Genomic DNA, 20,602 nt, shown 5'->3' with positions numbered 1-20,602 from the left:
GAGGGGATCACTAGAAGGGAAGAAAGGATGCGAATCAACGTGACAGAAGAACAGTATGTCATCGAAATGCGGCATATCACAAAGCAATTCGGCGATTTTAAAGCCAATGACGATATCAATCTGCAAATTCGCAAGGGTGAAATCCATGCGCTCTTAGGAGAAAATGGCGCTGGTAAATCGACCTTGATGAATGTATTGTCGGGGTTATTGCAACCAACCTCAGGTGAGATTTACATGAATGGACAAGCAGTCAGCATCGCCAGTCCAACCAAAGCAAATCAGCTTGGAATCGGAATGGTCCACCAGCATTTTATGTTAGTTGATGCTTTTACAGTGACTGAAAATATTATTTTAGGCAGTGAGTTAAGTACAAATGGCGTGTTGGATCAGAAAAAAGCCAAGGAAGAGATTACTCGATTATCTAATAACTATGGTTTGCAGGTCGATCCAGATGCGTATGTTCGGGATATTTCGGTCGGAATGCAGCAACGAGTAGAAATCTTGAAAACCTTGTATCGCGGTGCGAATGTGTTGATCTTCGATGAGCCGACAGCAGTTTTGACGCCGCAGGAAATCGATGAACTGATCACGATCATGGCAACATTAGTTGACGAGGGCAAGTCAATCATTTTGATTACTCATAAGCTGGATGAGATCAAAAAAGTCGCTGACCGTTGTTCAGTTATTCGCCGAGGCCGTTATATTGGAACGGTTGATGTAAAAGATGTGAGTTCTCAGGAATTGGCAGATATGATGGTAGGACGCTCGGTTTCTTTCAAGACGGACAAACAGCCGCCGACGATCGGTGAGATCGTTCTTTCTATTGAAGATTTAGTAGTAAAGGAAAGCCGTGGGCTGGATGCGGTGAAAAACTTGAGTTTAGTTGTTCATCGTGGCGAGGTCTTAGGAATCGCCGGTATTGATGGGAATGGTCAATCAGAGTTGATCCAGGCATTGACGGGTTTGCGAAAAGTGGAAAGCGGCACGATCATGATTGATGGAAAAGATGTGACTGGCAACAAGCCGCGGGAGATCACTGAGAATGGGGTTGGACATGTACCAGAGGATCGCCATAAGTATGGCTTGGTTTTACCTATGCCATTATCGGAAAATATTGCTCTGCAATCTTATTATCATGAACCTTTTAGTAAAAATGGTATTTTGAATTTCGCGGAGATCCAGCAATACGCTAGTCGCTTGATTGAAGAATACGATGTTCGAACGACTAGTGAACAGGCGCCAGCGGCATCATTATCTGGTGGAAATCAGCAAAAAGCGATTATTGCTCGAGAAGTGGACCGAGATCCAGAGCTTCTGATTGTGGCGCAGCCGACGCGAGGCTTAGATGTCGGTGCTATTGAATATATTCATAAACGTTTGATAGAACAGCGAGATAAAAATAAAGGAGTCCTGTTGGTCAGCTTTGAGTTGGATGAAATTTTGAATGTTTCGGACCGTATAGCGGTGATTCATGCAGGAGAGATTGTCGGGATCGTTGATCCGCAGGAAACAACGGAAAGAGAGCTGGGCCTGCTGATGGCGGGATATAGCTTAGAAGATGCCAGAAAAGAGTTAGTAAAGGTGGGGGGAACAAATGAATGATCGTTCTGGACAACTCAGAAATGCGCTGGTGCCGATTATCTCGGTCGTTTTAGGATTTATTTTGGGAGGATTGCTGATGCTTGCGACCGGATATAATCCGCTCTTAGGGTACCAGGCGATGTTCCGTTCAGCCTTTCAAAGCAGTATCTCTATTGGTGAGATCTTAGTTGGTGCCGGACCGCTAATTTTTACTGCATTAGGTTTCTCAGTGGCTAATTCAGCAGGATTTTTCAACGTCGGTCTATCGGGACAAGCGTTATGCGGCTGGGTAGCGAGTATTTGGGTAGCGTTGAGTATGCCTGATTCACCAAAAGTAGTGGTAGTACCTTTGGCGATTCTTGCAGGAGCAGCAGCTGGTGCTTTGGCAGCGGCAATCCCTGGCTTGCTGAGAGCTTATTTTGGGACTAGTGAGGTCATCGTCACGATTATGATGAATTATGTTTTATTGTATTTTGCCAATCACATAGTCAATAATGTCATGGCACCAACGATCATTTCCAATAAAGGTGTTACTAAAATCGTGGGAACGAATGGGTTACTACGAGAAGAGTGGCTGACAAATCTGTTTGGCGCGTCACGAGTCAATATGGGGTTTGTTCTTGCCTTGATCTTCTTAGTTCTGGTTTGGTTTCTGATGAAACGGACGACCTTGGGATTTGAGATTCGCTCAGTTGGAATCAATCCTTTTGCCTCTGAATATGCTGGTATGAGCAGTAGACGCACGATCGTGATCTCTATGCTGATATCTGGGCTGTTAGCTGGATTAGGCGGGGTGGTTCAAGGACTAGGAACATTTGGCAATTATTTTGTTCAAGGGTCCTCGATCAGTATCGGCTTTGATGGTATGGCTGTTTCCTTATTAGGAAATGGCGGTTCGGTCGGGATTCTTTTATCAGCACTGCTTTTCAGTATTCTGAAGCTCGGCGGACAGGGAATGCAGTTTGCTGGTGTTCCAAGTGAACTGGCAAATAGTGTGATTCCGCTGATCATCTTCTTTGTCGGAATCAACTATGTAGTTGGACGGGCATTAGACAAAGCTGGAGAGCATAAGAAGGAGAAGAAAAAGCGAGAAGTAAGAACAGTCCAGTCGTTAAATCATAAACAGGAAGGAGCTGATTTGGAATGAACATCCAGTTAATAGGTTCATTGATCTCTCAAACCCTCGTTTATGCAGCACCTTTGATTTTAACGGCATTAGGCGGTGTCTTTTCTGAACGTAGCGGAATCGTAAATGTCGGATTAGAGGGAATCATGGTAGTTGGTGCATTTAGTTCGGTTATTTTCAATTTAAGCTTCGCAGATCAATTTGGTATGATGACGCCTTGGCTGGGAGTCCTCGTTGGTGGAATTGCCGGGTTAGTGTTCTCCTTAATCCATGCGGCAGCCACGATCAATTTCCGTGCGGACCACGTTATCAGTGGGACGGTCATGAACCTATTGGCGCCACCATTGACGATCTTTTTGATTAAAGTGATGTATGGCAAGGGACAAACCGATACGATTCAGCAGCAATTTGGCTATTATGATTTCCCTGGTTTAAGCAAGCTTCCGATTCTGGGCGACCTGCTTTTCAAGCGTACTAGTTTGCCAGCCTTTTTTGCGATCGCTGTTGCAGTTGCAGCATGGTTCGTCATTTATAAAACCAAATTTGGTCTGCGATTACGTTCAGTCGGAGAGAATCCGCAAGCAGCAGATACTTTAGGGATCAATGTCTATGCGATGCGTTATGCGGGCGTGCTGATTTCTGGATTTCTTGGCGGTATGGGCGGAGCAGTGTTTGCTCAGTCAATTGCCGGGCGTTTTGCCATCACTACAATCGCTGGACAAGGATTTATCTCTTTAGCAGCAATGATCTTTGGTAAATGGAATCCACTCGGTGCGATGGGAGCCGCGGTTTTCTTTGGCTTCGCGCAAAATCTCAGTATTGCCGGATCTAACTTGCCGGTCATTTCGCAGATTCCTGATGTGTATCTGCAATCTGCGCCATACGTACTAACGATTCTCGTGTTAGTTGTCTTCTTAGGAAAAGCTACAGGGCCAAAAGCAGGCGGAGTGAACTATATAAAATCGAAATAGTTAGAAATACGAAAAGAAACTAATTCCTAGCGATTGGTTTCTTTTCTTGTTGTTAAAGGAAGTGTAAAACTTGAGGTATTCAAGTAGAGCAATTCCGATTCGTAAATTTATATTTAAACATATATAATATATTGAAATATGTATGTATTGCGATAAGTAGCGTAAAGGGGGTTACTCAATACCGCTTACAGGCAAAAAAGAATGATTGGATTGTCATTAGAAAAAACAGTTTCCTCATCAATTACAACATTCTGTAACCGGAAAAAAGAAAACTATAGCAGTTCATACAAACCGAGATTTGCCAATAGGTACTGAACAGAAGCTTTTGAAACAGTTAGGTCTGAAAAAGTGAGAGCTAGGAGGAATTACTTAATGGAAAATCGTAGCTTAATTTATGCAATGCGTGTCACAAAACTAGCAGATAATGATTTTTATGTGGATTATCCTTTTGATGATATGAGTATTCAGGGAAGTGCAGAGTCATTAGAAGAAGCAATTGAGATCGCTAAAAGCTCATTAGAATTTACGCTATTTGATATGTATGAGGAGAACGAAGAATTTCCTGTTTTTGATGAAAGTAAGGTATCCGAGCTAGAAAAAACCAAGGAATCGAATCAGCATATCACATTGATAGGTACAAGTATGAGATCTATTATTGAAACTTTTGGAGAAAAGAAAATAGTTAAATCTATTACTATTCCTCAGTATCAAGAATTTTGGCTTAAGAAAACGAAACTTAATTTATCACAATTCGTCCAAGATAAATTAAATGATGAAATTGGGAAATAACGAAAGCCGAAAAAAGAGAATAATGAAGAAGAGTGTGTATATGGTAGATTTTTTTGGGGGGATCAGCAAAACAACCACACCAAAAAGTAAATGGACAGTATGGTTAATAGTTGATTCGGGGGCTAACACAAAATACAATGTCGCTAAAGGATCAAAAATGTTTAACACTGAAAAAGAAGCAGAAGTATGGATTGATAACTATGTTAGTAGTTTACCGTTTGGAACATCTGTTTCTAGCTACGGCGTTATGGAAATTCCAAAGTAAATTAATAGGTGTAAAAAAAAGACACTCAAAATTATTTTGGTTCTTTCTGAAGCTTTATATCAAAACTTCAGAAGGAACCTTATTTTTTTGAATGTCTTTTTTGACGTTTAAAAGAGTCTCTTATCTGTAAATTTAGTTGTATGAGTAAATGAATTTCGGTTATGATACGAATGAGGTGATTTCGTGCTAACTTATCGACAGGTATTAATTTTATCCTATATTTTAAGTATGAAAGAGGGCGTCTTGCTAGCAACGTTAGCTCAAACTTTAGAGGTATCTGATAAGACTGTAAAAAATGAAGTTGCAGCAATCAATCAGCTGTTGCCGAAGGAAGAACAAATTCAGTACATAGGAAAAAAAGGCTACTTTATTGAAGAGGCTGGCAGGACAATCGATAAAATTATGGATGAATCTTTTCAAGAAAATCACGAGGAGTATGTAGACAGGGATAGAACGAACCGTATTTTAATGATTTTACTATTTGAAAAGGATTATATTAGCATGGAAGCGCTAGGTCGAAAGTTGTTTTTGTCTAAGTCCATGCTGAATAAGCTAATGGATGTTTCCTGGAGATTGCGGAATTATATTGAAGTTTCTCCTACAAAGGGTTTACGTTTACCATGGTCTGAAAGTAAAAAGAGAAATTTTCTGGCTAAATCTTTTATTATCAGCCCAGCAACACTGGCACTCGTTCAGCAAGACTCAGAGGCTCTTTCGGCTATGGATACTTTGTATCAAATTTTACAAAAAGCCGTGTTAGCCCATCATTATACAGTTGCTGGAGATGCTTTTACCGCGTTTCATCGGTATATGTCAGTAACGATGATTCGTACACAGCAGGGCTTTCTTTTAGAAGAAGAGGTTACAAAAGTACCCCTTTCAAATTTAATGATGGAGGTAAATCAGCAGATTCAATCAGAGTTACAGGTAATTTTGAACGAAAAGGATCTGTGGAGCTGCCAAAAGAAGTTAAATGAGTTGAATGTTCTGCATTCTATAAAAAAAGATGGCTTTACTGAATATATGGAGGTCCTGAAGGATAATCTGGATTTGTTTAGCAAAGAAATAAAAAAAGATTTCAACATTACTATTGAGATGACTGAATCGCTGCGGGAAAACTTTTTACTGCATATGTACAAGCTGAAAATTAGAAATGACAATGGCACAGATGTTCCGAACTTTAATAAGCGAACGATTAATGAGCATTATCCTTTCTCAGCCCAAGTGATAAGAGATTATTTTCTTCCGATTTTTAAGTTAGACATTAGAGAATCGGAAGTATCCTATATTATTCTCTATTTTGCAAAATTTTTAGAACCTTCAATGCCAAAGCAGGAACTTTTGCTTATTAGTGATAGTGCTCCCAGCTTGATTTATGATGCACAGAGGAAGCTAATGCAGCGACTTGAAGGGTGCTCTGTAACAATCATTCCCCAATATAAATATTTAGCAGCTATGGAAGAGTACAATGCCCGTTTTCTAGCGATTCTTACCACGGAGGTTCCAGTTATTGTAAAAAATCATCGAGCGTTGTTAATTGATAAATTCCTAGTTCAGGAAGATTATGGCCTCATTGAGCTTTACCTGCAGGGATGTCTGCGTAGCAATGAGAAAACCAGACTAGAAGAAAATTATCGGCGTTTTGTTTCCGAAGATGATGTAATTAAGGGAGCTTATAAGTTCGTGGCGGAGCTTTTTCCTGAAGAACAGCTTGGCGACTTTAAACGCTATGACTTGGTTTTAGAAAAAAATATTGGTTACTTTGCTTCTTTTTCAAGTGAGAAGAGCCAAATAAGAATTAAAAAGCTGCAAACACCTATTTTGTACAAGGACCATTTTTTAGAAATGGTAATTGTTGCTGAATATAATCCAACGACAAATAATCTAGAGGGCTTTTTCCAAGTGATTCATCACTTACTTCAAACATCTACTTAAGCAAAAAATACAAGGAATTGATCGGCTCCTAGTATACCCATTCACTTTTTTTCCATTTTTTTTGGAAAAAGACTGAATGGTTTTTTTTATGCAGCTTTTTATAATAAGAAGTAACAATAGAACAGATGGAGAGAGGAGTAGAAAGATGTATCATAAACGAATTTCTAAGTTCCCTGAGGACTTTTTGTTTGCCGCAGCGACCTCAGCGTTTCAAGTAGAAGGAGGGGTTGACTGTGGTGGCAGAGGGATAGCGGTTCATGATTTACAGCCGAAGAAACCAGGGATTACTGATTTCTCTGTAGCCAGCGATCATTACCATCACTATAAAGAAGATATTGCTTTGATGAAAGAACTGGGGTTAAAAGCCTATCGTTTATCTATTTCATGGGTTCGTATTATGCCGGATGGAGAAAGCGTCAACCCAGAGGGAGTGGCTTTTTATGATCGTCTGTTACAAGAGGTTGTTGATAACGGCATGGAGCCGATTGTGACAATTTATCATTTTGAATACCCGCAAGCATTAGTAGAAAAATATGGTGGCTGGTTGGACCGCAAAGCCATTGACGATTTTGAACGGTTTGCGACAGTACTTTTTGAAAATTATGGAGATCGTGTGAAGCACTGGCTGACTATTAATGAACAGGATCATTTACTAAAAATTAGTGGACGTCTTGGTTTTCCTGAAGAATTGACAGGTCAGGATTATTTAAAAGCAGCTGAGCAGGCAAATTATCACATGTGTACAGCAACGGCTTGCGTAATTAAAAAATGTCATGAGCTTTTGCCAACCGCTAAAATTGGTCCTGTGATTAATCCCATGCCGGCTCTGGCTGGCAGCAACAAACCAGAGGATACAATTGCGGCGATGGAATTTAATGAACTTTCCACGTACTATATCACCGAACTGCATTGTCGTGGGGAGTATTCACCTCTTCATTGGAAATATATGGAGGATCGTGGCATCCTTCCTGAGATTCGTGAGGAAGACATGCAGCTGATGAAAGAAAATACACCGGATTTCTTGGCGATGAACTATTATTTAAATCAAACGGTTGCCAAAAGTCAGAAGAAAGAATTTGGCTATCATGACAAAGCTGTCTTCATCAATGAAGAGCCGGGTATTTATAAAATTGTAGAAAATGAGCATGTTCCACAAACGGACTGGGGTTGGAACATTTGTCCTGAAGGGCTTAAAATCGCGATTATGGATTTCTACCATCGCTATCGTCTGCCAATTCTGATTACTGAAAATGGGTTAGGAGCTTACGATAAGCTGGAGAATGGAGAAATCAATGACGATTATCGTATTGAATATCTGCAGAATCATTTATCACAAATCAAAGATTGTATCGGAATGGGGTATCCGGTTTTCGGTTATTGTGCGTGGTCCTTTATGGACTTGGTTAGTGGACGTGAAGGCATGGATAAACGCTATGGGTTTGTTTACGTTAATCGAAATAATGAAGAGCTGCTGGATATGAAGCGCATCAAAAAGAAGAGTTTTTATTGGTATCAAAATATGATTAAGGAAAGAGGGGAATCGCTATGACCAATCAAGAAATTGCCAAGGAGATTTTGTCGTTTGTTGGAGGAAAAGAGAATATTACGAATGTTACCCACTGTGCGACAAGACTACGTTTAAACGTAAAAGATGAAGCAGCGGTAAAAATGGATCGCTTGAATGATATTCCTGATGTAATCAAAGCACAATTCAGCAGTGGCCAACTGCAAGTTATTCTTGGTGGAAAGGTAACAGGTGTCTACAGTGCATTTACGGCATTGGTTCCAAGTGGTGATGAGGAACAAGTTGAGGAGAAGAAGAAGTTTTCTTTCGGCTCGTTGATTGAAACCATCGCAGGCATTTTTAGTCCGACATTACCTATTTTAATTGGTTGCGGGATGATTCAATCCGTGAATGCTCTGTTGGTCAACTTTCAACTAATTTCACCAGAATCTGGTGCGTATGCGTTGCTGCAAATGACTGGTGATTTAATCTTTTATTTCTTGCCATTCTTCCTGGCCATTAGTGCAGCAAGAAAGTTCAAGACAAACGAATATATGGCAGTTGCTTTGGCTGCGGCTTACATGTATCCGACCATTCAAAATGGTGCGTTGACTGCAGCAGAAACAGGGATCAAGGCATTAGATTTCTTTGGCTTGCCGCTATTGTTCGTTAATTATAAGGCAACCGTTTTTCCAATTATTTTTGCAGTCTGGATTATGAGCTATATCTATAAATGGATCAATAAGTTGATTCCGGATGCTTTTAAGATTCTAGCAGTTCCTATGCTTACCTTATTTATCATGGTTCCCTTACAACTAGGTATTTTAGGACCGATCGGCTCGTACACGGGGATCTATATCGCTCAAGGTGTTAACTGGTTATATAATACGGGGGGAATTATTGGCGCCTTCCTTCTGGGGGCATTAAGACCCGTTCTGGTAATGTTTGGTATGCATTATGCCATTACTCCAATTATGGTTCAAGAAGTTGCTGAAACAGGGAAAACAGTGATTATTCCTGCGCTACTGGTTGGAAATTTAGCGCAATCAGGTGCGGCTTTTGCGGTGGCTGTCAAATTGAGAAACAAAGCTCAGAAGGCCGGTGCGTTTTCAGCTGCCTTCACAGCCTTTTTAGGAATTACCGAACCGGCAATGTATGGCTACAATTTAAAATATAAAAAGCCATTTTACGCAGCCTTACTTTCCGCTGGGGTGGCAGCTGCTTACTTAAGTATTTTCCATGCATCCAGTAATGCAGTCGCTTTACCAGGAATTCTGGCATTATCTACGTATAAAGCAAGTAGTTTTATTCATATTATTATTGGAGTAGTGATTGCGGTAGTCGGCGCATTCTGTTTAACCTTTGTATTAGGAATTGGCGAACAAAAGGAAGAAAAAACAGGAGCAGGTACCACAAATTCAGCCGATTTAACTTCAAGCATGACAGTTCAAGAAATGAGGTCACCGGTTAAAGGGGAGCAAATTGAGTTGGCTCAGATACAGGATGAAGTCTTTTCTAAGGAACTAATGGGGAAAGGTTTTGCTGTGTTACCAAGTGAAGGAAAAGTCTATGCTCCTTTTGACGGAGAAGTAACCATGCTTTTTGATACCCTGCATGCCATTGGTTTAACCTCAACGCAGGGGGCAGAAGTCTTAATTCATGTTGGAATGGATACCGTCAATTTGAAAGGGCAGCATTTTACTCCTAAAGTAAAAGTAGGAGATCAGGTGAAGGCTGGAGATCTATTGTTGGAGTTTGATCTTGAAAAAATCAAAGAAGCAGGATATTTAACAGATACTCCTGTTGTTGTTACTAATGGTATGCCCTATACAGTAGTCTAAATTGAAGCAATCGTAAAAGAATTCTTTACTTGTTGAAAGATAAGTAAAGAATTTTTTTTGCGTTCATGCTCCAGATGATTTTAGGGCATAAAAGTATGGTCATTCCAGCTATCTAAATTGGTGGATGTAAGGAGGATCAGACCTATTTTCGAGTTCATTATCTAAGAAAAATAGTGGACATTGCTGCCTATACCCCCAACTTAATAGAAAACGATATGAACATTTTAGACCAGAAAATGGAAAATTAGAGAAGCATTTAACAAGGAGTGGAACGGTAACTCTGCTTGACGAAAACCACATGTGTTACGAAAATAAACCAATTATTTACAATATTCGTAAAAGAGTTCAGCCATATATTCTTCACTTTCGTTAAAGTCGTTCATAATCCATTCAATTAGTATATTAAAAAAACCACCGGTCAAAAATTTGATGGTATATTTTTCCTTTTCTGGAGAATAAGACTTGTCACAAACAATTGTTTTACAGATGTCTTCTAAAAAAGTATTGCACTTATCAAGTAGGAGATAGGTTAGTTTTGATTCGATCAGATTTAATAAAAGCGTTTTTTCCGCTTTGAAAGTAGAGAAAAACAGCAATACAACTTCATAGCTATTATCTAATCCGACACGTTCTATCGCTTTTTCATATTCGGCGAAGCAGTCATTCAAGTAGTCAGTGATGACATCCTCAAGCACTTCGTAATTTCGATAAAAGGCCATTCTGGAGACACCTGCTTTTGCGGTGACTTCAGTGACGGATATTTTATGAAAGTCCTTTTTTTCCATGATGATCATGAGCGCAGTAAAGATACTTTCCTTTGTGATTGCGTTTTTGTAGCTGTTCATCGCATTAGCCATAACACTTTGCCCCAATCTGTAACGTTTGGAGGGGTTACACTTGAAACACCTCTTTGAAAGGAGTATATTTCATTTTGCGAGAGGTTGCAACTGTAACATCTAGAAAAATAAGGTGAGGGTTACTGAGATGAATGAAAAAAGAAATGCAAAAAAAAGATGGACAGAAAAAGAAATAGGTTCTCAAATTGGTAAGAATGTAGTGATTACTGGTACTGGCGGACTAGGATATGAAGCAGCGATAACTTTGGCAGGTGCAGGCGCGAATGTGATCATTGCAGGACGCAATCCTGAAAAGGGGAGAAAAGCGGTGGATGGCATAAAATCCGTTTATCCTAATGCGATAATCAGCTTTCAACAGCTTGATCTGGCAGATTTGGCTTCAATAAAAAAATTTAGTGAAGTGATTCAGTCACGCTTTAAAAAACTGGACATTCTCATCAATAATGCCGGTGTCATGGCGGTTCCAGAGAGACACGTGACGAAAGATAAATTTGAATTGCAGCTTGGGACGAATTATCTTGGGCATTTTGCATTGACGGCGCACCTCATCCCGCTTCTTCGCAAGGTGCAAACTCCCCGTGTCGTAACAGTGAGCAGTATGGCGCATCGTTCTGGAAAGATTCATTTTGATGATCTACAGCTAGAGCAAAATTATGATCCTGATGTTGCTTACTCTCAATCTAAGCTGGCTTGCTTGATGTTTGCTCTTGAGCTACATAAGCGCAGTGTTGCGGCAGGCTGGGGGATCACCAGTATCGGTGTTCATCCAGGTGGGGTGGCGACTGATTTGATAGATAATGGTCCAGGCAAAACGCTCTATACCCGATTGATTTATCATACTCTCCAAACACCTAGTGAAGGGGCCAGAGCTTCTTTACTTGCGGCTACATCATCCGAAGCCCAAAGCGGTTCATTTTATGGACCAACAAGACTGATGGAGATTTATGGAAAGCCAAAATTGATTGAACCTGCAAGCCAAGCATTAGATGCTCAGGCTTCTGCAAAATTATGGGATATATCCAGTGAACTGGTTCATGCGGACTTTATGTAGAATCCAGATCAAGCGTGGAAAGATTTCTTGAAGACAAGCCCCTATTAGTATTTATCTAACAAACGCTTTTATGATAAACTATATGAACGATTAAGATCATAAAAATGGAAAAAGAGACAGGCATTTAAGAAGGGGTGAGTCAAATTGATTAAGCGTATTCGGGAAATAGGTGCTGAGTATCCAATTCTAGCACACATAATTGGTTATTTTCTTTTGGCTATAGGTTTGGGAGCTTTTGATTTGTATGTGAATGATAAGATCGGCTTTGCTGTTTTTATGGGGCCTCTAGTTCTCTTTTTATACTGGCTCCTTGAATCGTATTATCGCCTTTCGTATAAAAAAATATGGCTTATTTACTTTGTTGTACTCTTCATCTTTCTAACAATTTTTGATAGAGGAGCTTGGGTAGATTGGACATCTTCGCTCGTTCAATTAGGGGCAGCTGCAATAGTAGCGAGTCTCGCTGTAGTTTTCTCTAGAAGAGAAGGAAGAAGCTAAACGAAAAATCGATTGGCTTACAATCTGCTTGTACGAAACTTGGCAACAGATTGGTCGTAAAAATATATCTGAGTGACTCATGCTGTCTCAACCGAACTAAATACGGGAAAATAATTATATTAAAAGACCAGAAAATGAGATGTCTATTATATCTCCTCTTTCGGGTCTTTTTCCTTAGCTCAACACTTTGCAAAATAAAAACTGTGGAGCAACTCCTTGAATAGTGGTTACTTATTTCAAAAATCATTATGGCAAATATTTTTCATAAATTCTTGAGTCTCTATCTGGGAATGGGTAGCTAATATCCAATTTCTCTTTATCTATTTGTCTAAAGCCGTTCTTTTCATAAAAGAAATGTGAACGTTTTTCGTTTTCTGGTGTATCTAAGACAACTCTATTAAAGTCTGCATTTAGGGCATACTGAAGAAAGGTTTCAAACAATTGGGCGCCTAATCTAATGGGATCTCCTCTGAATTCAGGATAAGTAAAAAATTTTTTTAATACAACAACCTCATTATTGATTGGTAATAACGCGATTGATCCTACAACTCGATTTTCTTTCAAAGCAATCCAAAATTCGCCATTATTATCTTGATAATATGATTTAATATTGAAAACATCACTCTGTTCAGCCATTTTAATATCTAAGTCGGCCTCAATATTTTGACAATAGTTTATTAAATCGACTAGTTCTGCTAAATGTTGAGAATTCTCTTTGTATTTGACAATTTCCATTATGCTCACTCAATTCTTACTAAGATATGTAGTCTATTTGACGTTGACAACTAATAGGCTACAATCTATAATAACACCAAAAAAACTTCGGAAAAATCGAATTATATGGATTTTGAATTCGATGAAACCGAATCGAAGGACATCACCTATGGAACTTAAAAATTTGATTACTTTTAAAACAATTGTTGAGACTGGAAGCTTTCAAAATGCTTCCTTCCAACTGAATTATGCTCAATCAACAGTTACAAATCAAATTCAACAACTTGAAAATGAGTTCAACGTCAAATTATTTGAAAAAGTTGGAAGGCAAATGATGCTTACTCAAGCTGGGAAAGATTTAATTCCACATATTAATAGCATTATTGATACCATGTCTTTGATAAAAAACTACCATAATAGAGACAATACAAAATTAGAAGGTGAATTAAGAATTGCGCTTCCAGAATCGTTGTTAACTTATCAGCTTCAGCCGATACTCAAAAAATTTCATCAAGAAGCACCGAATGTAAAATTACATCTGAGAACCATGAATTGTTATCAAATACCTAGTGAGGTTCATTCTGGTATAGTAGATTTAGGCGTTTATTATGATGTCGAAGAGCGAATACCTAATTTAATAATAAATAAAATTTGGAAACACTCGGTTGTTTTGATTGGCAGCCCACAATTAGATACAACAAAAATAGATTTTTCAAAACCCAATCAAACAATTGATAGCTGTTTGCTGACAAATGACCCAGACAGCATATTTCAAAAGCGGTTGAATCGCTATTTAAAGAAAATGAATATAAATTTTTCACATAGTATGAATATTGGAAGCATAGAAACAATAAAAAGAAGCACCCAAAGTAATCTTGGAATCGCAATACTTCCGAGATTCGTGGTTGAAAAAGAGTTGACCGCGAATGACATAAAGGAAATTCCTATAAATTTTTCAAAAGGCCAAACGCAGATTGAAACCATTTATGCGTTCCATAAGAACAAGTGGATGTCTCCTAGTATGAAGCTCTTTATAAACTTATTGGAAAATGAAAAGGCAGACGAAGAGTTTATTTAGTTTCTTCAAATTGCTGAGGAGCAATGAAGAAATTCTTAACAAGCACTCTTTATATTTTTCCTAGGTTTATAGTTCCATTCGTTTAGTGTTTCTTCCTACGTTGAATTCTTCGTAAATATCCCGCTCAGTTTTTGCAGCAGTCCATTCCTTTTTTTAGGGATGGTTTCTTTTTTGTCTGATGAGCTGGGACTAGGCGATCGATCTTCTGAATGGTTGCTTTCTACAGGTAGATAGGAGTCGGTCTCAACTGCTTCTATTTGTTTGATAGGACGAGTGATAGGTAGGCTTGTGTGTAGTTCTATCGGCTCCTCTTTTGTGTCAAGCTTGTCAGTTGGAACTTTGTTTAGCGCCTTAGGGCAGACTAAATCGACAAACTTTCCGTAATTAATCGGCTTGAAGGGATTCAAGCAAGAAACGGGCATAGGGTTCTTGACTGGCTTTTCTGGCAATGGCTCGGATTCGACAGGAGCGTCTGGATTAAATTGAATGTACTTTACTGTTTCGATGTATTTAGCAGTGACGACTTCCGCGAAGGTTTTTATGCCGTTTTCTTCTTCAAAAATATCTAAGGTGGTCAGTAATTCTAGGGCTTCATGAACTTCTTCGGGCGTTTTATCAACAGTCGGACTTTTGATCGTCAGATTGTGCTTTTCGCCGACACTGTTTTTAAAGGTGGATACGAGCTTTTTGACTTTGATAGTTTTCATGTTTTTCGTCCTTTCTTTTTAGTTTTTTTTACGATTACTCGACCTGTGTTTCGTTGTTAAATAAAAGGATACTAGAAAAGCGGCTGCGGACTTCGTGGATCGCTTTTTCGGCGTATTGTCGGACAGGAAAGACGCGGATCGTTAAGTATTTCCACTGTTTTGATACGAAGTACTCTTTAAAGTGGAAAAAGTATTTTTTCATAATTTTCGTAACCTTGCGTTGGGTGAATAGATGGTGCACAAGATCCTTTAGAACCAAGTGAAATTCGCTATCTCCTAGGCGATTTCGGACTTGCAGGGCGATCAGATATTGTACGGTGGCATCGGAGTCGCCGGAGATTCTGTAATACGAGACGATACGTTTTTCCAGCGTGGATTTTTTCAAGCCAAATAGCTGTTGACGGGTAAAAGGTTGTTCGTTCATAGGTTTTTCCTCCTCGATTTAGAAATGAGTGAACAGATGCGAGTCCGTTGATGTCATTTCCTTTGAATAGTGTGGTTTCGATAGTTTCTTGATACTTTGCGCTTTCGATCGAAAAGAAAGCAGCGTTTTTAAAAAGGGTTAAAAAAGTAAGACGTTCCAGAAGACTGCGCAGTTCCTCTGGTTTTAAATCTGTCCTAGGATTTATGTAGTACCAGCGATGGTGTGTATCATCGTCGGATTTGTAGTCAATGATGAGCCTGATCATGTTTCTTCCTCCTTGAAAAGAGAAGGGCGGCGAAAACGTACCGCCCTCGACACTTTTACGATTAAAATAGAATCGTCTCAGTAGTTTCTACCAGCATAGCTGTTTCCACTGTGTCAAAGAGATCTTCTCCTTCTTTAGAGAATAGCTTCAATGGCCCGATTCGTTCCAATAGCCCCTTGATTTGCGCGGGCGTCTTATTCGTATCTGGATTGGCGAAGCTCCACGTTTGTTTCTTTCCTGCACTGCTTCTAAAAATGGCAACTAGTTTTAACATATCATTTCCTCCGATTTCTTTTTTTATTTATGGTGTTACCTAACGAATGGCCCGCTGTAAGCGATTGACCTTCTGGTGTCGGATTGCCTTTAGCAGGCCATTGGGTTGGATAGACTATTTGGTGTAACGAGTTTGGCTGGTTAGGACAACACTATCAAGCTCGCTGCCGTCAGGTGATAGAAGAGTCATGATTTCGCCTAACTCTAAGATGGCACTTTCTTCTGGAGCGTCCACGACATTTTGAAAGTTGATGTTTTGCAATTTTTCCTCGTTTGGCGCATTGACCTGTACCTTTAATTTGTTTCCAATTCGTTGAATCATTTTCATTCCTCCAAGTTAAATTTTTATGGTTCCGGCCGGTGAGGCAAGAATACCCTAAAATGAAAAAAACACCTCCTGCCAATTTCGTGAAAAGTGGGTCAATTTCGGAGGAACGATACTTATTCATTTAACAGAAATGTTGATTTAATAGGTTTTCTAAAAATTCTGAATCTCCAAAACCTCCGTAAAAGGCCCCCAAATCCAGTTATACGAGCTTGACAAAATTATTTGTTTATGAAAGGGCTTTATCTTCGTCCGAAAGGCTGGTAGAACAGTGTTTATAAATAAAAGACTCGTCTGTAAAAACACAGATGAGTTAAAAATTTATTCTTAAAAAAGCTTGCATGAGTAAATGGTGTGTGAATAAGCGGGTTTGGAAGACTGACATTTTCTTTTGTGTTCGGGAGGTAATTTTTGTAAAGAATAATGAGTTTATTAGGTAATAATTAATTTACATCTGCGCTGGATTTGTTAATTAGTCAAAGTATATTAATCGGTATAATTATAAATGGTGATGTTAATAATCAATATTAAGCTTATTGTAAGGAGGAGGCAGGGTTGTATTAAAAATCGGAAAGTGTGAAATGAACGACAGCATCTCCTCACCCCCTTCGATATAAATAAGAAATATGTAGGTAAAGAAATGGATAACTTTCGATGAGGGAAAAACAAGAGGAAGAAGTCGTTAGAGGAAATGCTGGTAAATCAATACCCGTATTAACATTATCAAAACGATCAATTAAAAATGGAGGAAAAAGAATGAAAAAGAAATTCTACTGTATAATAAGCTTGCTTTTAATAGTTATTAATTTCTTTCCACCAATTTTTCAATCAATACAAGCGACCGCAACAAGTACAGAACAGAATAAAACGATTCAATCAGAACAACAACCAATAAAAGATATTGATTTTATAGATAAAGTTGAAGCAGATAGCAGTGAGGCTCCTAAAGAAGACCTTACTACAAGAAGTTCGATGGATAATCAACAAGAAAATTATTCTGACTTAATACAAGCTATGTCAGAGGTTGACACAGTAGTTAATATGAGTATAAGTGATTCAACGGGGAATCCCTTAGCCCCCAATGCATCTATTGATGAATATGAAAGCTTCAGGATTGATGTAGATTTTTTCGTCCCTAATAATACTGTCCAATCAGGAGATACTACCACCCTTACACTACCAGCATCATTAAAGATTTCTAGTTTAACAGCTGAGTTCAGTGTATATGATACTATGGGATACGAAGTTGCCAAGGTAAAAGTTGAACCGGGGAATAAGACGATCACTATAACATACACGGATTATGTAGAGCTGAATTCAGATGTCTCAGGTAGTTTTTATTACTATGTGCAAGTGGATAGCGTCACTGTTACTGAAGAAAAAGACATACCAATTGATATCACAGTTAACAATGGAACAGAATATCACGCAGGAGACATCCATTATCCTGGTCCTATAATTATTCCTGAGACCAGTATTGATAAAATTGGTTGGATGGATGCAGTCACACCTTACACAGGTTTTTATGAAATCTACGTCAATAGAAACAATAGTAAAATGCGCAATGTCTCCTTACATGATGAATTAGAAAATGCTGGGATAACTATTATTCCAAGTACGATTTCTATCACAAAAGGACAATGGACCAAAAATGGACAAGGCAAATTTGTTCTAATTAATACATCGAATGTTACTGCAAACTATACCGTTACTATGGATCAGGGAAATACTGGTTTTGTTATCGAATTAGGTGATATATCAGAAACAGAAGGTTTTATCATAAGCTATCAGACAGAGATATCTTATGATTTGATTGACGGAGAAGAAATTAATAATAAAGTTACTATCAATTATGATGAAACCAAAACAGAAGAAAAAATCACTCAATATATTTATAGAAAAACTGGAGGAGCTGCAGAAGGATACACCTACAGTATTGAAATTATAAAGAAAGATAAGGATAATAATAAACTAGCTGGAGCAGAATTTGAGGTAGTTAGAGATCGAACCAATGAAGTAGTTGGAAAAATAACGTCAGATACAAATGGGAGTGCAGTGTTAAACGGTCTATTAAAAGATGATTATACTATTAAAGAAATAAAGGCTCCCCAAGGCTACCAACTGTCGGCTCAAGAAATTACCATCTCTCAAAACAATTTTGATGAGAATAAATATTTTGGTTCGGAGTTCATTAACGAAAGAATAGAAGGTACCGTCGTTCTTCAAGCGAATAAGGTATTAAACGGAAAAACCTTAGCAGATAAGGCGTTCAAATTTGTTCTGAAAGACGAAAACAATCAAGAAATACAAACACAAAGCAATGATGCCGCAGGTGCAATTAGCTTTGACGAAATAAAGTATAAAAAAGCAGGCACCTACAAGTACACGATTCAAGAAGTAAAAGGTACGGAAGAAGGAATCACTTATGATGATCACGTCTTAAATGTAACAGTGACAGTAGAAGAAAAAGACGGAAAATTAGTAGCGACGCCTTCATATAGCGGTGAGCAGACCTTTGTTAATGATTACAAGTCCCCAGAAGATTCTGTAGTATTACAAGCAAAGAAAGTATTGAATGGAAAAAGCTTAACAGACGGGGCATTCAAATTCATTCTGAAGGACGATAAGGATCAAGAAATACAAACACAAAGCAACGATGCCGCAGGTGCGATTAACTTTGATGAAATAAAATACAAAAAAGCAGGCACCTACAAGTACACGATTCAAGAGGTAAAAGGTACAGAAGAAGGAATCACTTATGATGACCACGTCTTAAATGTAACAGTGACAGTAGAAGAAAAAGACGGAAAATTAGTAGCGACGCCTTCATATAGTGGTGAGCAAACCTTTGTTAATGTTTATGGAGCACCCACTGGTTCTGCGATATTACAAGCAAAGAAAGTATTGAATGGAAAAACCTTAACAGATAAGGCATTCAAATTCATTCTGAAGGACGACAAGGATCAAGAAATACAAACACAAAGCAACGATGCCGCAGGTGCGATTAACTTTGATGAAATAAAATACAAAAAAGCAGGCACCTACAAGTACACGATTCAAGAGGTAAAAGGTACAGAAGAAGGAATCACTTATGATGACCACGTCTTAAATGTAACAGTGACAGTAGAAGAAAAAGACGGAAAATTAATAGCGACGCCTTCATATAGCGGTGAGCAAACCTTTGTTAACACTTATAAGGGAATGAATATGGTGGGCAACCAAAAGAATTTCTCAAATTGGATACACAGGAAATTACTTCCTAATACTGGGGAACAAAAATCAAGATCAATGATCATTGCCGGTATGAGCATACTAGTACTTTTAATTCTTTTTGTAATAGTGCCTAAATACAAAAAAAGTAATTAGAGAACAATTGCACTTTTTGATGAAGGATACTTAATTAGGTATTTCCATTAGTAAAACGGGCAGCTAGACTTATTTCCTAAATACTATTTTGAATGCTTGAGGTATAAATATATCTGATTTTAATCATTAAGGGTGTATATATATTTTGGTGAATTAAGAAAAGAGGGAAGAACATGGCGATACTGAGAAAAACAGAAATCATTTCTATTCCAGAATCCCTCATGGTTGGAATAGAGGTAGTGAATGGCGGAAAGCAAAATCCTGTTCCCGTTTTATGGAAGAAACTACTTGAAAATAATACATTGGACACAATGTCCCAGAATGATACCATTTTAGATATGTATGTTGGTTGGATGGGTGATTACAATCCTCAAAATGGCACCTTTAAATATCTAGCAGGCTATATCATGCCATTAGGATACGATATTCCAAAAGGCTTCTCATATAGACAGATCTCAACCAGCAACATTGGGATAGCTGAAATAGAAATAAGCAATTCAAATAGAAATGTATTCAGTCAATTACACGATATGACCGTTGCCGGTATTCATCAACAGGGCTATGAACCAGACTATACTTTTGGTTGGAGTGCAGAAGCTTATCCATTTGACTTAGCTTTTGAGGCAACATCTGGAATATTACATTATATTTGCCCGTGTAAAAAATCTGAAGAGTAGAATATGAACGGTGTTCTATTGTTGGAAGAGTCAAAGAGAGTAGGCGTTTCTATCCATCGATCAAAACAAAAATAATAGGAATGGTCACTTAAAAATTTTATAAATCACGACAGCCCTGCTTCAGCTCGAAGCGGGGCTGTTTTCGTCAAAGCCGTTCTTTTCCAATGGGCATGTCATCTAGAAAACCTGGTTCAGCGTCTATCGATTCACCTTTAGCGGCAGCCGCATCAAAAATATTTGCCTGCTTTTTGACAAATGTAATCGAATCGTCGTTACCCTTGAAAGCAAGGTATTCAATATCTTCACCAATTCTAAATTTAGCTGGTATTGAAAAAAAGCTCTACTCCTGACCGAG

The 20,602-nt window shown here is 38.5% G+C and carries 20 protein-coding genes; 14 read left to right on the top strand and 6 right to left on the bottom strand.

Features of this window, described 5'->3' with window-relative positions; translation table 11 throughout:
* Window positions 1-27: 27 nt before the first annotated feature.
* From IGI67_RS24805 to IGI67_RS24765, 9 genes are all read left to right on the top strand, one after another.
* On the top strand, window positions 28-1,602 hold the full coding sequence (locus IGI67_RS24805) for an ABC transporter ATP-binding protein (protein ID WP_429959732.1): 1,575 nt from the start codon (window positions 28-30) through the stop codon (window positions 1,600-1,602).
* Window positions 1,595-2,728, top strand: coding sequence for an ABC transporter permease (locus IGI67_RS24800; RefSeq protein WP_429959731.1), 1,134 nt, complete (start codon window positions 1,595-1,597; stop codon window positions 2,726-2,728). Before IGI67_RS24805 ends, IGI67_RS24800 begins: the two co-directional genes overlap by 8 nt.
* Entirely contained in the window at window positions 2,725-3,678 is a 954-nt protein-coding gene (locus IGI67_RS24795) for an ABC transporter permease (protein ID WP_207107651.1), read from the top strand. The genes IGI67_RS24800 and IGI67_RS24795 overlap by 4 nt, the downstream gene beginning before the upstream one ends.
* Before the next feature lie 274 nt (window positions 3,679-3,952).
* Entirely contained in the window at window positions 3,953-4,030 is a 78-nt protein-coding gene (locus IGI67_RS24790; RefSeq protein ID WP_429959827.1) for a hypothetical protein, read from the top strand.
* Between the two features lie 20 nt (window positions 4,031-4,050).
* Entirely contained in the window at window positions 4,051-4,467 is a 417-nt protein-coding gene (locus IGI67_RS24785) for a hypothetical protein (RefSeq protein WP_429959730.1), read from the top strand.
* 40 nt (window positions 4,468-4,507) lie between these two features.
* Window positions 4,508-4,732, top strand: coding sequence for a hypothetical protein (locus tag IGI67_RS24780; RefSeq protein ID WP_429959729.1), 225 nt, complete (start codon window positions 4,508-4,510; stop codon window positions 4,730-4,732).
* A 183-nt stretch (window positions 4,733-4,915) separates the two neighbouring features.
* Window positions 4,916-6,667 (top strand): PRD domain-containing protein, encoded by a 1,752-nt coding sequence (locus IGI67_RS24775; protein ID WP_429959728.1) that lies wholly within the window; start codon window positions 4,916-4,918, stop codon window positions 6,665-6,667.
* Between the two features lie 145 nt (window positions 6,668-6,812).
* Window positions 6,813-8,216, top strand: a complete 1,404-nt coding sequence (locus IGI67_RS24770; protein ID WP_429959727.1) for a glycoside hydrolase family 1 protein — start codon at window positions 6,813-6,815, stop codon at window positions 8,214-8,216.
* Entirely contained in the window at window positions 8,213-10,012 is a 1,800-nt protein-coding gene (locus IGI67_RS24765; protein ID WP_429959726.1) for a beta-glucoside-specific PTS transporter subunit IIABC, read from the top strand. Before IGI67_RS24770 ends, IGI67_RS24765 begins: the two co-directional genes overlap by 4 nt.
* A 320-nt stretch (window positions 10,013-10,332) precedes the next feature.
* Here the strand turns inward: IGI67_RS24765 and IGI67_RS24760 are convergent, their stop codons facing one another.
* Window positions 10,333-10,869, bottom strand: a complete 537-nt coding sequence (locus IGI67_RS24760; protein WP_429959725.1) for a TetR/AcrR family transcriptional regulator — start codon at window positions 10,867-10,869, stop codon at window positions 10,333-10,335.
* Between the two features lie 127 nt (window positions 10,870-10,996).
* Between IGI67_RS24760 and IGI67_RS24755 the strand changes: the two genes are divergently transcribed.
* Both IGI67_RS24755 and IGI67_RS24750 read left to right on the top strand, forming a co-directional pair.
* Complete coding sequence (locus IGI67_RS24755) at window positions 10,997-11,920, top strand: oxidoreductase (protein ID WP_429959724.1); 924 nt, start codon at window positions 10,997-10,999, stop codon at window positions 11,918-11,920.
* 144 nt (window positions 11,921-12,064) lie between these two features.
* Window positions 12,065-12,418, top strand: coding sequence for a hypothetical protein (locus IGI67_RS24750; protein ID WP_429959723.1), 354 nt, complete (start codon window positions 12,065-12,067; stop codon window positions 12,416-12,418).
* 246 nt (window positions 12,419-12,664) lie between these two features.
* Here IGI67_RS24750 and IGI67_RS24745 read toward each other — a convergent pair whose 3' ends face one another.
* Window positions 12,665-13,153, bottom strand: coding sequence for a GNAT family N-acetyltransferase (locus IGI67_RS24745; RefSeq protein WP_429959722.1), 489 nt, complete (start codon window positions 13,151-13,153; stop codon window positions 12,665-12,667).
* A 148-nt stretch (window positions 13,154-13,301) separates the two neighbouring features.
* Here IGI67_RS24745 and IGI67_RS24740 point away from each other — a divergent pair, with 148 nt between their 5' ends.
* Window positions 13,302-14,210: a LysR family transcriptional regulator gene (locus tag IGI67_RS24740; RefSeq protein WP_429959721.1), complete on the top strand. Its 909-nt coding sequence runs from the start codon at window positions 13,302-13,304 to the stop codon at window positions 14,208-14,210.
* A gap of 95 nt (window positions 14,211-14,305) precedes the next feature.
* Here the strand turns inward: IGI67_RS24740 and IGI67_RS24735 are convergent, their stop codons facing one another.
* From IGI67_RS24735 to IGI67_RS24720, 4 genes are all read right to left on the bottom strand, one after another.
* Complete coding sequence (locus IGI67_RS24735; protein WP_429959720.1) at window positions 14,306-14,917, bottom strand: DUF2922 domain-containing protein; 612 nt, start codon at window positions 14,915-14,917, stop codon at window positions 14,306-14,308.
* A 34-nt stretch (window positions 14,918-14,951) separates the two neighbouring features.
* Complete coding sequence (locus IGI67_RS24730; RefSeq protein ID WP_429959719.1) at window positions 14,952-15,341, bottom strand: hypothetical protein; 390 nt, start codon at window positions 15,339-15,341, stop codon at window positions 14,952-14,954.
* A 326-nt stretch (window positions 15,342-15,667) separates the two neighbouring features.
* Entirely contained in the window at window positions 15,668-15,880 is a 213-nt protein-coding gene (locus IGI67_RS24725; protein WP_207107665.1) for a DUF2922 family protein, read from the bottom strand.
* A 114-nt stretch (window positions 15,881-15,994) separates the two neighbouring features.
* Entirely contained in the window at window positions 15,995-16,201 is a 207-nt protein-coding gene (locus IGI67_RS24720; protein WP_429959718.1) for a hypothetical protein, read from the bottom strand.
* Window positions 16,202-16,858: 657 nt separating this feature from the next.
* On the opposite strand from IGI67_RS24720, the gene IGI67_RS24715 reads away from it, so the two are divergent.
* Both IGI67_RS24715 and IGI67_RS24710 read left to right on the top strand, forming a co-directional pair.
* Window positions 16,859-19,570: a Spy0128 family protein gene (locus IGI67_RS24715; protein WP_429959717.1), complete on the top strand. Its 2,712-nt coding sequence runs from the start codon at window positions 16,859-16,861 to the stop codon at window positions 19,568-19,570.
* A 173-nt stretch (window positions 19,571-19,743) separates the two neighbouring features.
* Window positions 19,744-20,247: a hypothetical protein gene (locus tag IGI67_RS24710; protein ID WP_429959716.1), complete on the top strand. Its 504-nt coding sequence runs from the start codon at window positions 19,744-19,746 to the stop codon at window positions 20,245-20,247.
* Window positions 20,248-20,602 lie beyond the last annotated feature (355 nt).

The sequence above is a fragment of the Enterococcus sp. AZ196 genome (assembly GCF_050498845.1).
Lineage (GTDB): Bacteria > Bacillota > Bacilli > Lactobacillales > Enterococcaceae > Enterococcus_A > Enterococcus_A murrayae.
This window is presented reverse-complemented; position numbering and strand designations above follow the sequence as displayed.

Coding starts and splice junctions, on each gene's coding strand:
- IGI67_RS24805 (WP_429959732.1), top strand. CDS start 28: ATGCGAATCAACGTGACAGAAGAACAGTATGTCATCGAAATGCGGCAT.
- IGI67_RS24800 (WP_429959731.1), top strand. CDS start 1,595: ATGAATGATCGTTCTGGACAACTCAGAAATGCGCTGGTGCCGATTATC.
- IGI67_RS24795 (WP_207107651.1), top strand. CDS start 2,725: ATGAACATCCAGTTAATAGGTTCATTGATCTCTCAAACCCTCGTTTAT.
- IGI67_RS24785 (WP_429959730.1), top strand. CDS start 4,051: ATGGAAAATCGTAGCTTAATTTATGCAATGCGTGTCACAAAACTAGCA.
- IGI67_RS24780 (WP_429959729.1), top strand. CDS start 4,508: ATGGTAGATTTTTTTGGGGGGATCAGCAAAACAACCACACCAAAAAGT.
- IGI67_RS24770 (WP_429959727.1), top strand. CDS start 6,813: ATGTATCATAAACGAATTTCTAAGTTCCCTGAGGACTTTTTGTTTGCC.
- IGI67_RS24765 (WP_429959726.1), top strand. CDS start 8,213: ATGACCAATCAAGAAATTGCCAAGGAGATTTTGTCGTTTGTTGGAGGA.
- IGI67_RS24760 (WP_429959725.1), bottom strand. CDS start 10,869: ATGGCTAATGCGATGAACAGCTACAAAAACGCAATCACAAAGGAAAGT.
- IGI67_RS24755 (WP_429959724.1), top strand. CDS start 10,997: ATGAATGAAAAAAGAAATGCAAAAAAAAGATGGACAGAAAAAGAAATA.
- IGI67_RS24745 (WP_429959722.1), bottom strand. CDS start 13,153: ATGGAAATTGTCAAATACAAAGAGAATTCTCAACATTTAGCAGAACTA.
- IGI67_RS24740 (WP_429959721.1), top strand. CDS start 13,302: ATGGAACTTAAAAATTTGATTACTTTTAAAACAATTGTTGAGACTGGA.
- IGI67_RS24735 (WP_429959720.1), bottom strand. CDS start 14,917: ATGAAAACTATCAAAGTCAAAAAGCTCGTATCCACCTTTAAAAACAGT.
- IGI67_RS24730 (WP_429959719.1), bottom strand. CDS start 15,341: ATGAACGAACAACCTTTTACCCGTCAACAGCTATTTGGCTTGAAAAAA.
- IGI67_RS24725 (WP_207107665.1), bottom strand. CDS start 15,880: ATGTTAAAACTAGTTGCCATTTTTAGAAGCAGTGCAGGAAAGAAACAA.
- IGI67_RS24720 (WP_429959718.1), bottom strand. CDS start 16,201: ATGATTCAACGAATTGGAAACAAATTAAAGGTACAGGTCAATGCGCCA.
- IGI67_RS24715 (WP_429959717.1), top strand. CDS start 16,859: ATGAGGGAAAAACAAGAGGAAGAAGTCGTTAGAGGAAATGCTGGTAAA.
- IGI67_RS24710 (WP_429959716.1), top strand. CDS start 19,744: ATGGCGATACTGAGAAAAACAGAAATCATTTCTATTCCAGAATCCCTC.